This is a genomic window from Mesorhizobium sp. M1A.F.Ca.ET.072.01.1.1 (genome assembly GCF_004023325.1).
Classification (GTDB): domain Bacteria; phylum Pseudomonadota; class Alphaproteobacteria; order Rhizobiales; family Rhizobiaceae; genus Mesorhizobium.
Genome location: NZ_RZSF01000008.1, coordinates 1 through 13,090, shown reverse-complemented (window position 1 = coordinate 13,090; position 13,090 = coordinate 1). Strand labels below are relative to the sequence as shown.

General features: G+C 63.0%; 11 protein-coding genes. 9 read left to right on the top strand and 2 right to left on the bottom strand.

Annotated elements, in window-relative coordinates; genetic code table 11:
- The first annotated feature begins 175 nt into the window (after window positions 1–175).
- The 6 genes from EOA32_RS02305 to EOA32_RS02280 all read left to right on the top strand — a co-directional run bounded on the left by EOA32_RS02305 (window position 176) and on the right by EOA32_RS02280 (window position 6,932).
- Window positions 176–784, top strand: coding sequence for an acetyltransferase (locus EOA32_RS02305; protein ID WP_128370729.1), 609 nt, complete (start codon window positions 176–178; stop codon window positions 782–784).
- A 54-nt stretch (window positions 785–838) separates the two neighbouring features.
- Window positions 839–1,954 (top strand): glycosyltransferase family 1 protein, encoded by a 1,116-nt coding sequence (locus EOA32_RS02300; protein ID WP_128370728.1) that lies wholly within the window; start codon window positions 839–841, stop codon window positions 1,952–1,954.
- 39 nt (window positions 1,955–1,993) lie between these two features.
- Window positions 1,994–3,112: a glycosyltransferase gene (locus EOA32_RS02295; RefSeq protein WP_128370727.1), complete on the top strand. Its 1,119-nt coding sequence runs from the start codon at window positions 1,994–1,996 to the stop codon at window positions 3,110–3,112.
- Window positions 3,113–3,357: 245 nt separating this feature from the next.
- Window positions 3,358–5,394, top strand: coding sequence for a nucleoside-diphosphate sugar epimerase/dehydratase (locus EOA32_RS02290; protein ID WP_189406829.1), 2,037 nt, complete (start codon window positions 3,358–3,360; stop codon window positions 5,392–5,394).
- 86 nt (window positions 5,395–5,480) lie between these two features.
- Window positions 5,481–6,392, top strand: coding sequence for a glycosyltransferase family 2 protein (locus EOA32_RS02285; protein ID WP_245499122.1), 912 nt, complete (start codon window positions 5,481–5,483; stop codon window positions 6,390–6,392).
- A gap of 45 nt (window positions 6,393–6,437) precedes the next feature.
- Entirely contained in the window at window positions 6,438–6,932 is a 495-nt protein-coding gene (locus tag EOA32_RS02280; RefSeq protein ID WP_128370756.1) for a sugar transferase, read from the top strand.
- On the opposite strand, the gene EOA32_RS02275 is transcribed toward EOA32_RS02280, so the two are convergent.
- Complete coding sequence (locus EOA32_RS02275) at window positions 6,920–7,855, bottom strand: NAD-dependent epimerase/dehydratase family protein (RefSeq protein WP_128370725.1); 936 nt, start codon at window positions 7,853–7,855, stop codon at window positions 6,920–6,922. The two genes, EOA32_RS02280 and EOA32_RS02275, sit on opposite strands and share 13 nt — an antisense overlap.
- The gene (locus tag EOA32_RS02270) at window positions 7,852–9,141 is read right to left on the bottom strand and encodes an O-antigen ligase (protein ID WP_128370724.1); all 1,290 of its coding nucleotides are present in this window, start codon (window positions 9,139–9,141) and stop codon (window positions 7,852–7,854) included. The genes EOA32_RS02275 and EOA32_RS02270 overlap by 4 nt, the downstream gene beginning before the upstream one ends.
- A 455-nt stretch (window positions 9,142–9,596) precedes the next feature.
- Here EOA32_RS02270 and cysD point away from each other — a divergent pair, with 455 nt between their 5' ends.
- From cysD to cysQ, 3 genes are all read left to right on the top strand, one after another.
- Window positions 9,597–10,502 (top strand): sulfate adenylyltransferase subunit CysD, encoded by a 906-nt coding sequence (gene cysD / locus EOA32_RS02265; protein WP_066997810.1) that lies wholly within the window; start codon window positions 9,597–9,599, stop codon window positions 10,500–10,502.
- A 2-nt stretch (window positions 10,503–10,504) separates the two neighbouring features.
- Window positions 10,505–12,442, top strand: coding sequence for a sulfate adenylyltransferase subunit CysN (gene cysN, locus EOA32_RS02260; protein ID WP_189406826.1), 1,938 nt, complete (start codon window positions 10,505–10,507; stop codon window positions 12,440–12,442).
- 10 nt (window positions 12,443–12,452) lie between these two features.
- On the top strand, window positions 12,453–13,090 hold a 638-nt coding region (gene cysQ / locus EOA32_RS02255), incomplete at its 3' end, for a 3'(2'),5'-bisphosphate nucleotidase CysQ (protein ID WP_189406833.1).

Here is a 13,090-nt window from a genome sequence, read left to right as displayed (position 1 = left end):
GGCGCGAATAAGCACGTCGCATTTTTGACGGTGGACCTATGACGAATGATGGATCAAATCAAGGACGCTGGGTCTCCTTCTTGAATGCCTGTTCGAATGGGTCATCTCGGTCATTCCCGGACGGCCAGCTGATTGAGTTTCAGGAACGGGCCTAATCAGGGATGACGCCATCTTCATGACCAATGGCCTTTTCATTCTGGGGTTCGGCGGCCATGCGCGTAGCGTGGGAGATATTGCCTTATCGTCAGGATTCGACGTTCTGACTTTCCTTGACGAGGAGGCAAGGGAGGGTGAGGAATTTGCTGGGTTTCGCGCTGTCCCTGTTCTCCCAAGCGATGCTGCCGTGACGGGCTGGTTCATGTTCCCGGGCTCGGGTGACAATGCGCGGCGACGGGCGCAATGCGAGACCGCCCTTCTTCCACTTGCGACACTTGTCGCGCCGACTGCCTCTGTTGGAAAACAATGTGAAATCGGACAAGGTTCATTTATCGGCCACCAAGCCCATCTGGGACCGCTTACAAGGGTTGGCCGGGGTGTCATCATCAACAGTGGCGCGGTTGTCGACCATGAATGCCTAGTGGGCGATTTTTCGCATGTTTCCGTTAATGCGACAGTTGCTGGACGCTGCCGGATTGGTGCGCAGGTTATGGTGGGCGCAGGTGCCACTATCATCGACGGTATCGGCATATGTGACAATGTCATTGTCGGCGCCGGCGCAACGGTCGTCCGCGATATTCAAGTGCCTGGCGTCTACACAGGCACGCCCGCTCGTCGAACGCGCTGAACAGCGCGGCTACATCCCGTTCATGCTCGCGCAGAAGAAAAGACGGCCCGGTTCATGAAGATCGGCATCGACGCCCGTAACCTCGTCCGCAATCTCACGGGTATCGGCAGGTACGTGCTGGAGATGTGCCGTGGCTTGGCCGAATCCGGGAATGAAATCTTCCTTTACCTCCCCGAGAAGCCCATGCCGGATCTGTCACGGCTATCAGGCGCGACGTTTCGGATATCCAGCCACGCCGGTGATATCAGGCGCTTGATCTGGGCTCATACCACGCTACCGGGACAGGCTGCCCGCGATAGAATCGACGTCTTTTGGGGACCTGCGCACAGACTGCCTTCCAATCTGGATCCGCATATCCCCCGCGTCGTCACCGTCCATGACCTCGTATGGCATCATGCGGCATCGACGATGCGTTTACAGGGTTGGCTCGGCGATCGCCTTCTTATGCGGCCGGCCATATTTTCATCAGACGAGATCGTCGCGGTCTCGCGCTCTACCGCTGACGACATTCGAACCTTGTATCCGTCAGTCTCAAAAAAGTTGCGCGTCGTGTACCCTGGGCTGACCAGCCTGAGCGATGGCGCTGCCAGCAATGTGCTCGCAGACAACGGCATCGATCGCGACTACGTCCTTTTTGTCGGCACGCTGGAGCCGCGAAAGAATCTACGAAATCTCCTGGAGGCATACGCGCTGCTTGCCAAATCCGTAAGAAAAGACCTGTTGCTCGTGATAGCGGGAGGTCAGGGATGGCGTCTTGGCGACCTGCGTGAGCGCATAGCGCGTCTTGAGATCGAACCGGATGTACGACTTACGGGATATGTCGCAGACGGCGACCTTGCAGCCCTTTATCGCAGAGCCAGACTTCTTGCCATGCCATCTCTATATGAAGGTTTTGGTTTTCCGCTTATCGAAGCCAATGCGGTTGGGGTGCCCGCACTGACTTCGAATGTGTCGTCCATGCCTGAAGTGGCTGGCGAGGCTGCCCTTCTTGTTGATCCGACCAACGTTCAGGAAATCTCCACCGCCATGGGCCGATTGGCGCTCGACAACACATTGCATTCGCTGCTGGCTGAAAAAGCGCGACTCAACGGACTTCGGTTCAGCTGGAAGAAAAGTGCCTCGGAAATGGCGGCGGTGTTTGAATCGGCCATAGCCGCGAGGAAAGGCTGAACGCCATATTTTCTATTGGCAAAGACGGAAGACCCTCGCGTGAAAGTCCTGCATTTCTTCAAGACATACTGGCCCGATACCTTCGGCGGGGTGGAGCGGACCATCCATGCCATCGCCGAGAGCACGGCCCGGCACGGCGTCGAAACCCAGGTGCTCTCGTTGAGCCGCACGCCGGAAGAAAACACGCGACGTCTTGACGGCCATGTGGCCCGCAAAGCCAGGCTGGATTTCGAGCTTGCGTCCACCGGATTTTCGCGCGAGGCCTTTCGCAAGTTTGGTGCGCTCGCCAGACAAGCCGATCTGGTCCACTACCACTTTCCATGGCCGTTCATGGACGTCGTGCATTTTCACTCCCGCCACGGCAAGCCGGCTGTCGTCACCTATCACTCCGACATCGTCAAACAGAGGCTTATCCTGCCTTTTTACCGGCCCTTGATGATGCGCTTCCTCGGGGCTGTCGACGCTATCGTGGCGACATCGCCGAACTATCTCGAGTCGAGTCCTGTTCTCAGAACATTCAGGGCCAAATCGAAGATCATCCCCATCGGCATCGACGAAGGCGCCTATCCAACGCCAAGCGCGGCCGACGAGGTCTGGTGCCGATCGACGGTCGCGGAGCCCTTCGTGCTGTTCGTCGGCGTTCTGCGCTACTATAAGGGGCTGGATGTCCTGATCCATGCCGCCGGCCAGGCGCGGTGCAAGATTGTCATTGCCGGCTCGGGATCGGTCGAGCGCGACCTTAGGCAACAGGCCGAGACGCTGGGCCGCGATAATGTGATTTTCCTTGGCGAGGTAGCCGAACCCCGCAAGATGGCTCTGCTACGCACCTGCCTCGGCTTCGTTTTCCCGTCGAATCAGAGGTCCGAAGCTTACGGCCTTTCACTCGCCGAGGCAGCCATGTGCGGCAAACCGTTGATTTCTTGCGAAATCGGAACGGGCACAAGCTATGTTAATGAAGCCGGCCGGACCGGGCTCGTTGTTCCGCCATCGGACCCGATACGCCTCGCCGAGGCCATCAACCGGCTGGTCGATTGGCCGACCGAGGCCGCAAGCTGGGGACGAGCCGCGCGCGATCGCTACGTCCGCCTGTTCACCGCGGAAAGGATGGGGAAATCCTATGCCGAGCTCTACCGCCAGCTCGGTAGCCGCAAAGACTGAACAACAAGGCCGTGCACCATCCTGCTCGGTTTCAATGAAGAGTCTCCTATTTTACTTCCCGCTGAGTTCATGACACTTGGCGGATCGGTGCTCGCCCAAAAAACCCCTAGCTCTCCCCCCAACTCCGCGCTAATGCCATAACCGGTGACGGGGTTGGGGATTTGCAATCTGGAGTGGCGGTGGACGGTGTTCTGTCCCGCGCCGTTCTGGTAATATTTCCCGCGCCTGGAGTTCAGTACTACCCTATGACCGCCTATGTAGAAGCCGTATCGGGCCTGCGACCGAAGATGCGGCGCGCCATCATCATGGTCCAGGACCTCGTCATGGTCCTGATCGCGGTGGCGCTCAGCCTCACGCTCTCGCAGTCGCGGCTTTCCTTCGATGCGTTCTCCTCCGGCGGGCTCGCCTGCTGGGCGCTCATCGTGCTCCTCGCCCATCTCCTGTTTCGCACCTGCGGCCTCTACAGCACCGTCTGGCGCTTTGCCTCAACGCCCGACTTCTTCAACATCCTGAAGGGCTGCGGCAGCCTGACGGTGGTTCTCTATCTGGCCTCGATTGCCTACCGCTCCTTTTTCCAGCCGGTCGCCGGTCTCAACGAGCGTCAGTTCATCGTCTTCTTCCTGGTCTCCTTCACCATCATTTCGGCACCCAGGCTCTACTATCGCTTCCTGCGCGACGGCGCGTCCTGGCGCATCCTGCGCCGCGCCGCCGGCGATGCGTCGATCAAGCAGGCGCTGTTCATCGGCCGGCTGAGCGAGGCCGACGTGATCGTCCGCTTCACCCGCACGGCGGTGCCGGCCGAATATGCCATTGCCGGCATCATGGCCACGGAAGGCGACGCGCCGCTCGGCACGCAGATCCAGGGCGTTCCGGTCGTGGCGCTGCGGCCGCGTCTGGTCGAGGTGCTGGAAGAGTATGTCAAGGGCACGGAAAACCTCGACCTCCTGATCTTCGGCAAGGGGGTCGAGCGCGAGATCGAGGACTATGCCGAGCTGGTGCGCGTCGCCCGCCACAGCGGCATCGCCGTCGTCCAGTTCTCCGGTCTTTCGGAGCTGGGGCAGGGCGGCAAGCTGGTTCTCGATGCCGTCGAGATGGAAACCATCATGCGCCGTTCGGCGGTCGCCACCGACATCGCGCGCATCGGCGCCTTTGTCGGCGGCAAGCGCGTGCTGGTCACCGGCGGAGCCGGCTCCATCGGCCGTGTGCTGGTCAAGCGCGCGCTGGAGCTCGGCGCCGAGGCGGTGCTGGTGGCCGACAATTCCGAGTTCGGCATCTTCCAGCTCGATCAGATCATCGACGAGAAAGACCGCGACCGGCTGGCAAGCCGCATCGTCGATGTCACCGACCGGCCGCACATGATGCGCCTCGTCAGCGAGTTCAAACCCGCCATCATCTTTCACGCCGCGGCGCTCAAGCACGTGCCGCTGCTGGAAGAGAACTGGGAAGCGGCGATCGAGACCAATGTCTTCGGCACGCTCGCCTGCGCCGAGGTCGCGGCCGAATGCGGGGTGCCGCAGTTCCTGCTGATTTCCAGCGACAAGGCCGTCGACCCGAGCTCGGTGCTTGGCGTCACCAAGCGCGCGGCCGAGCAGATCGTCTCCTCGCTGCATGAAACGCACGCCGAGCCGTCGCCTTTCCATGCCGGCGGGCTGAACGGCCACCATGCCGGCACCCCAACTGTGCGTCGTCCCGGCACCAAATTCATAGCCGTGCGCTTCGGCAACGTCTTCGGCTCCAACGGCTCGGTGGCGACCATCTTCCAGGCGCAGATCGAGGCCGGCGGGCCGGTCACCATCACCGACCGGCGCATGACGCGCTATTTCATGACGGTGGCCGAGGCCGTAGATCTCGTCATCATGTCGGCCGCCGATGCCGAGCGGCGCCAGGGCAGGGACGACTACGCCATCTACATGCTCGACATGGGCAAGCCCGTGCCGATCCTCGAAGTCGCCGAAACCATGATCCGCATGGCCGGCAAAAGCCCCTATACCGACATTCCGATCCGCTTCACCGGCATCAGGCCCGGCGAGAAGCTGCACGAAGCGCTGCATGGCGAAGGCGAGGAGGTCGTCAAGCTCGACATCGCCAAGATCTTCGGCCTCAGGACCGACGTCGTGGAGTGGCGGAGGATCGAGGCCGCGCTGCCGGCGCTGGTGGCCGCGATACGGGACCAGGACAAGGCCGCGGCGCTCGCGATCCTGGCCGGGCTCAACCGGGCAGGGCAAGGCATTGGCGGCGCGCCCGAGCGGGCGGTGCCGAAAGCGGCCGGACAGATCGGTTAGCCCTGTGCCGCCCTCCCGCAATTGGCTATTGAAGCCTGTTCGAATGCCCTGCGGGTTCTGAAACAGTGACCGGGAAAGATCAGCGCGTGGCCGTTCTCATGGGCACGAGGGATGGCGCCGCCTTTATCGGCGAGCAGTTGCAATCCTTGCTCGACCAATCATGGCCCCATGTCGATCTCTGGGTTTCCGACGACGGCTCGACGGACGCCACGCTCGCGATCCTCGAGGCGTGGCGGTCCCGCTGGAACAAGGGCTCCCTTACGCTGGTGCAGGGCCCGCGAAACGGCTTCGCCGCCAACTTCCGCTCGATGATCATCGATCCGCGCGTCGATGCCGATTACTACGCCTTTTGCGACCAGGACGATGTCTGGGAGCCGGACCGGCTGGAGAGCGCCATTCGCTGGATGGAGACACAGGATATGGCAATGCCGCTCCTGTTCTGCTCGCGCACGGCGACCATTTCGGAGACCGGCGTCCCGGCCGGCCATTCGCCGCTGTTCCGCCGCCCGCCATCCTTCCGCAACGCCCTGGTGCAGAGCATCGCCGGCGGCAACACCATGCTCTTCAACCGCGCGGCGCGCGACCTTCTGGCGAAGGCCTCGGCAAGAACCGAATTCGTCAGCCATGACTGGTGGGCCTATCTCGTGGTCACCGCCGCCGGCGGCAAGGTCCGCTACGAGCCGCGGCCGCTGGTCAGATACCGGCAGCACGGGGCGAACCTGGTTGGCGTCAACGTCTCGTGGAAGGCGAGGCTTTCGAGGCTCGGGCGGTTGTTCCAGGGCCAGTTCGCCACCTGGACGGACAGCAATCTCAGAGGCCTTGCCGTCAACCGCGACCTCGTCACACGCGATGCAGCACGCTGCCTTCGCCTCTTCATCAGGGCGCGCAAGGGCAGTGCTCTCAGGCGCTTCAGCCTGCTCGGCAAAAGCGGCGTCTACCGGCAGACCCTGATGGGCACGCTCGGCCTCTACCTTGCCTTTCTTTGGCGGCGGATCTGAGCCGTGACGGCAAAGCGGGCTTTCGACCTGACTATCGCGGCCGTCATGCTGGCGGTTACGTCGCCTGTTGTGCTGATCGCCATGCTGGCGGTCAGGGCGACGTCGTCCGGACCGGCCATCTTTTCGCAGCCGCGCGTCGGGCGGGGCGGCGCTGTCTTTGCCTGCCACAAGCTGCGCACCATGCATCGCAACACCCCGTCCTTGCCAACGCACGAGGCGCCTGCCGGGTCGGTCACAGCGGTGGGCAGGGTGCTGCGCTCGACCAAGATCGATGAGCTGCCGCAGCTCTGGAATGTGCTCAAGGGCGAGATGAGCCTTGTCGGTCCCCGTCCATGCCTGCCGACGCAAACGGAGCTGATCGGCCACCGGCAGCGGCTGGGCGTGCTTTCGGCACTTCCGGGCATCACCGGGCTGGCGCAGATCAAGGGCATCGACATGTCCGATCCGAAACTCTGCGCCGAGACCGACGCTGCCTATCTGAAGGCCGCTTCGATCGGCCTCGACCTCAGAATATTGCTGGGGACATTCTACCGGGCCTGAGCGGCCTTCTTTCGCGCCAATTCCTCAAGCCGGCCGAGCGTATCGGCTTCCGGCATCCAACCTTCCGCGGCCAGCAGCGACGGATCGCAGATCTGGGTCGCGGTCAAGGCTTGCCATGATGCCTGCCTGCCGAGCAGCCTTGCCGCCAGCCGGAGCGGCATCGCGGGCATGGGAAAAAGCCGCGGCGGACGGCCGAAACCACGCCGAAACGCGGCGAGGATTTCGGACATCGCCAGCGGAGCTGCGTTGCCCGCGACATAGGCCGGGTGGAGCGGTCCCGGACGGCTGACAAGGTGCAGCACCGCGCCCGCCGCCGTGTCGGACGCGATCAGCGAGCGCACACCCGCCAGCACGCCGGCCGGCAGCGGCAGGGCGGTGTCGGCAAGCCGCATCAGCGACGCCATGTTGCCCCTCATGCCCTCGCCATAGACGGGCGGCAGGCGCAGTGCCGTGGCATCCGGGCGTCCGGCGTAAGCGGCGATCATCCTGATCTCGCCTTCGCGTTTGGATCGGCCATAGGCGCATTGCGGGGCAGGGGCCATCGCCTCGTTGATCGTGCCGCTGAAGCCGGGACCCGCCACGGCCCGGATCGAGGAAAGATAGATGAAGCGCCCGCCGCAACCTGCAGCCGCGGCCTTGGCCAGCCGCGCGGTCAGCGTCGCATTGGCGGCCTGGTGGTCGGCGTCGCTGAAAGTCCGATCGTTGTTCAGCGCCGCGCAGTGGACGACATGGCTCACCTCGCGCATCAATGCCAGGAAGGCGTCGTCCGGCGCATCGGCGCCGGGCAGCGCAAAGACCTCGCCCGCAGCCTGCAGTCGTTCTGGCCGGCGGGACGCAATGCGTATGTCGAAGCCGGCCTGACGCAGCCGGCCGGTCACCTGGCGTCCGATCAGCCCCGTCGCTCCGGTGACCAAGACCTTCATGTTCGCCGGCCGGCGGCCGAAGGAATGGCTGCGCTCTTGCCGGTCGGCGGCACCGTTCGTCCGCAAGCCAGATAGGTTCCCGAAACCAGGAACACCATCAGCGCCGAATCGAGAAGGTCCTGACCGACCAGGATACCGGTCAGCCCGCCTATGAGATAGGTGACGACCGTGACGATGATCATCGTTGCGCCGAACCGTTCCGCTGGGCCGGCGCTGCGGCGCAGCGCTCTTGCCGCGTTCCAGGCCGCGACGACGAAGATCGCCGCCAAGGCGAACGCCCCTAACAAACCGGCCTGCACCGCCGCGGTCAGAAAACCGTTGTGGTAATGGTTGTAGCCTGCGTCCATGCCGAATTGATCGTGAAAACCCTGTTTCATCAGCGCCCGGCTGCCTGTGATGCCATGTCCGAAAATCGGAGCCTCGTGAAACGCCTTCGTGCCGATCTCCCACATCGCCACCCGCAGTCCAAGCGCCGTCGTATGGTCGTTCTTGGTGGTGAGCGCATCCAAGTCGCTGAAAAGGAAGTCAGCGCGATTGGCAATGACGGGAAACGCGATCGCGGCGAGCAGCAGGCAGGCGCCGCCGGCAATCAGCGCAATGCGCGCGAGTTTCAACCCGCTGAGCCGGCGCCGGTTGATCGAGAGCACGGCGATGCCCGCCAGCAGCAGCGCCAGCCAGATGATGCGGGAGCCCGAATAAAGCACAGCCAAGCTGCCCGCAAGCGCAGCGAAGGTCAGCAGCTTCCAGCGCTTTTCGATCCCCGACAGCGCGCCTGCGAGGCTCATCGCCGCGGCCAGGCAGGTCACCGTCGCGAATACGATGGCATTCCCGGCACCGCCTTCGGCCCTGGTGCCGATCCAGTAATACTGAACGACGGCGAGCAGCAGCGCGCCGAAACATGCCGCGGCGCTCGCCAGCACGACGATGCGGACAAGCACTGTCTTTTCCGTGATGCTCCAGGTCGAATAGGAGATCGGAAAGAAGAGGAAAGTGATCAGCGGCAGGAACAACCGCAGATCCGCCGCCAGCGTGCCGTTGACGATCGAAGCAAGGACGATGGCCGCGCAATAGGCACAGATCGCCACCGTCATGGCAAGCATCGGCCGGTCGATGTTGAACTGCCGCCGTTTGATGGCGAGCAGAACCACGGACCAGAGCGCGCCGCCGTTGAAAACGAAGCTGACCACCGACCCCAGCACCGGCGGCGAGAAGAAGCAGACGATCGAGAAATAGATGTTGATCTGTGTCGGCGTGAGATGGCGCCGAAGCGATGTAAACAGGTTCAATGCCTTGCTTCGCAATCTTCCAGGTTGTGCGCAGACCCGCCGGAGTACCGAACAATTGGCCTTGACCGATCCCGTTCTGCCGCGCCTCGCCCGCTCCCGCGCCGGTATAGCGGCTGGCTCCGATCTCCGATAGGGCGACCGAAGGATGTCCAGCCAAAAATCGGCGGCGTGGACGAAAGCTCTTGGAAGTCAACCTAGCCGATCGAAGCAAATAGGTTTGTTCGGCCCCTTTCAATTGCTCGGCTTGTCTGGGAGAATTTTCCGACTTATCACGCTCACTTGGAAAATTCATTCCCAAAGCGCTGTGCCCGGCGCGGGTCTTGCATTGTTATGGGCGATGGCGATCTGCTAGAACGCCCGCGACAAGGGTCCAGGGCTTGACGGGCTGTTTTAGCAAACCGCGCCAATCGCCTGCTGCAAGGGCCTGGCCGGCATGAAAGAACGCTCAATAGCTTATGAACATCGCGCTCACCCATCTGCAGCGGCTAGAGGCCGAATCCATCCACATCTTCCGTGAGGTTGCGGCCTCTTTCGCCAAGCCGGTGATGCTCTATTCGGTCGGCAAGGATTCCTCGGTGCTGATGCATCTGGCGATGAAGGCCTTCTATCCCGCCAAGCCGCCATTTCCCTTCCTGCATGTCGACACGACCTGGAAATTCCGTGAGATGATCGCCTTTCGCGATCAGATGGCGCAGAAGCTCGGCTTCGACCTGCTTGTTCATGTCAACGAAGACGGGGTGCGCGACGGCATCAACCCCTTCGATCACGGCTCGAACACCCACACCCATGTGATGAAGACGGTGGCGCTGCGCCAGGCGCTCGACAAATACGGCTTCGACGCGGCCTTCGGCGGCGCCCGTCGCGACGAGGAGAAGTCGCGCGCCAAGGAGCGCATCTTTTCCTTCCGCAATGCCCAGCATGCCTGGGATCCCAAGAACCAGCGGCCGGAAATGTGGAAGATCTTCAACACCCGGATCGCGCCGGGTGAATCGATCCGCGTCTTTCCCCTGTCCAACTGGACCGAGCTCGACATTTGGCAGTATATCTTGCAGGAGAACATCCCGATCGTGCCGCTCTATTTCGCCAAGGAGCGGCCGGTCGTCGAACGCGACGGCATGCTCATCATGAAGGACGATGACCGCATGCAACTGCGCCCCGGCGAGAAGATCGAGAACCGTCTCGTGCGCTTCCGCACGCTGGGCTGCTATCCGCTGACGGGCGCCATAGAATCGGATGCCGACACGCTCGAAGCCATCGTCGGCGAGATGCTGACCGCCCGCACCTCCGAGCGCCAGGGCCGCCTCATCGACCGCGACGAGGCAGGTTCCATGGAAAAGAAGAAGCGCGAGGGGTATTTCTGAGCATGCGCCACATCCTGGCCAAGAGCCTCGCCCCGACCGATTCGATCCGCGACTACATGGCCGCGCAGGAGAAGAAGTCGCTGCTGCGCTTTCTCACCTGCGGCTCGGTCGACGACGGCAAGTCGACGCTGATCGGCCGGCTGCTGTCCGATACCAAGCAGATTTTCGAGGACCAGCTCGCCGCGTTGGAGAACGATTCTCGCAAGCACGGCACCACCGGCGACGACATCGACTTCGCGCTGCTCGTCGACGGGCTGGAGGCCGAGCGCGAGCAGGGCATCACAATCGACGTCGCCTACCGCTTCTTCGCCACCCCGAAGCGCAAGTTCATCGTCGCCGACACACCCGGCCATGAGCAATACACGCGCAACATGGCGACGGGCGCTTCGACCGCCGACCTCGCCATCGTGCTCATCGATGCGCGCCAGGGCGTGCTGCGCCAGACGCGGCGCCATTCGATCATCGCCTCGCTGCTCGGCATTCGTCACATCGTCCTTGCCGTCAACAAGATCGACCTCGTCGGCTTCGACAAGACCGTGTTCGACCGGATCGTCGCCGACTACGGCGACTTCGCGCAAAGCCTGGGCTTCAACAGTATCGTGCCGATTCCGATGTCGGCGCGCTTCGGCGACAATGTCACCGGCCGCTCGGAGCGCACGCCCTGGTATTCCGGGCCGTCGCTTATCGAGCATCTGGAAACCGTGTCCGTCGACGAGGCCGCGATCGAATTGCCGTTCCGCTTTCCCGTCCAGTATGTGAACCGTCCCAACCTCGATTTTCGCGGCTTTGCCGGAACCATTGCATCCGGTTCCGTTTCCAAAGGCGACGAGGTCGTGGTCGCCAAGTCGGGCAGGGCCTCCCGGGTCAAGCGCATCGTCGCGCATGGCGGCGACCTTGAGCAGGCTGTTGCCGGCCAGGCCATCACGCTCGTCCTCGAGGACGAGGTCGAGGTTTCGCGCGGCAACATGCTGGTATCGCCGGCCGCACGTCCGCAGGTCGCCGACCAGTTCGCCGCCAATCTGGTCTGGTTCGACGAGCAGGCCCTGCTGCCCGGCCGGTCCTATATCCTGCGCACCGAAACCGATCAGGTGAGCGCGACCGTCACCGATCTGAAATACCGCGTCAACGTCAACGATTTCGCGCATGAGGCTGCGAAGTCTCTCGACCTCAACGAGGTCGGGGTGTGCAACCTGTCGACCCGGGCGCCGATCGCCTTCGATCCCTTCGCCGAGAACCGCACGACCGGCGCCTTCATCCTGATCGACCGCATCAGCAACGCCACCGTCGGCGCCGGCATGATCCTGCATTCGCTGCGCCGCGCCGAAAATATTCATTGGCAATCGCTCGACGTCGGCAAGCGCGGCCGCTCCGACCTGAAAAACCAGCGCCCGGCGGTGTTCTGGTTCACCGGTCTGTCCGGTTCCGGCAAGTCGACCATCGCAAATCTTTTCGAGAGGAAGCTGTTCGCGTCCGGCCGCCACACCTACATCCTCGACGGCGACAATGTCCGCCACGGCCTCAACCGCGATCTCGGCTTCACCGACGCGGATCGGGTCGAAAACATCCGCCGCGTCGCCGAAGTGGCCAAGCTGATGGCCGATGCGGGCCTGATCGTCATCGTCTCGTTCATTTCGCCCTTCAGCGCCGAGCGGCGCATGGCGCGCGAGCTGATGGGCGAGGGGGAATTCGTAGAGGTGTTCGTCGACACGCCGTTCGAGGAATGCGCCCGCCGCGACCCGAAGGGCCTTTACGCCCGCGCCTTGAGCGGCGAGATCAAGAACTTCACCGGCGTCGATTCTCCCTACGAGACGCCGGAGAACCCCGAGATCCACCTCAAGACTCTCGGCAGGACGCCCGAGGAGATGGCGGAAGCGTTGGAACATTGGCTGACGGAGCGCGACGTTGCCGAAGAGCAGTATGACGATGGCGGCGGCATCTGACGACGCGGCAATGCTTGGCGTGTTCGAGCGCCTCGCGCTCGATGCCGGCCGCGCGGTGATGCGCGTTTTCCACGAAGGCTGCGCCGTCGACAGCAAGTCCGACTCTTCGCCGGTGACGGAAGCCGATCGCGAAAGCGAAAAGATTATCCTGGCCGGCCTGCGCGCCGCTTATCCGGACATCCCTTGCGTCGCCGAGGAGGAGGTTGCGGCGGGTATTGCCACGCCCGACCTCGACGGCGCCTTCTTCCTCGTCGATCCGCTCGACGGCACCAAGGAATTCGTCAACCGCCGCACCGATTTCACCGTCAACATTGCGCTGGTGCGCCACGGCGTGCCGGAAGTCGGCGTCGTGTTCGCGCCTTGCACAGGACGTTTCTTCTCCGGTCGGCCGGGGACGGCGGAAGCGATCGACGTTGACGGCGAGTATCGTGTCGCCGGCCGTCGGCCAGTCACCGTGCGGGCAGGCGGCACGCCGCTCGCTGTCGTCGCCAGCCGCTCGCACAACACGCCGGAAACCGAAGCCTTCATTCGCGATCTCGGCGCCACCGAAATCGTCTCGATAGGCTCGTCGCTGAAATTCTGCCTGCTCGCCGCCGCCGAGGCCGACGTTTATCCGCGCTTCGGTCGCACCATGGAATGGGATACGGC

Bases quoted from the DNA above. Each gene is read 5' to 3' on its own strand.
- EOA32_RS02300 (WP_128370728.1), top strand. From the start codon at position 839: ATGAAGATCGGCATCGACGCCCGTAACCTCGTCCGCAATCTCACGGGT.
- cysD (WP_066997810.1), top strand. From the start codon at position 9,597: ATGAACATCGCGCTCACCCATCTGCAGCGGCTAGAGGCCGAATCCATC.
- EOA32_RS02305 (WP_128370729.1), top strand. From the start codon at position 176: ATGACCAATGGCCTTTTCATTCTGGGGTTCGGCGGCCATGCGCGTAGC.
- cysN (WP_189406826.1), top strand. From the start codon at position 10,505: ATGCGCCACATCCTGGCCAAGAGCCTCGCCCCGACCGATTCGATCCGC.
- EOA32_RS02275 (WP_128370725.1), bottom strand. From the start codon at position 7,855: ATGAAGGTCTTGGTCACCGGAGCGACGGGGCTGATCGGACGCCAGGTG.
- EOA32_RS02280 (WP_128370756.1), top strand. From the start codon at position 6,438: ATGCTGGCGGTTACGTCGCCTGTTGTGCTGATCGCCATGCTGGCGGTC.
- EOA32_RS02290 (WP_189406829.1), top strand. From the start codon at position 3,358: ATGACCGCCTATGTAGAAGCCGTATCGGGCCTGCGACCGAAGATGCGG.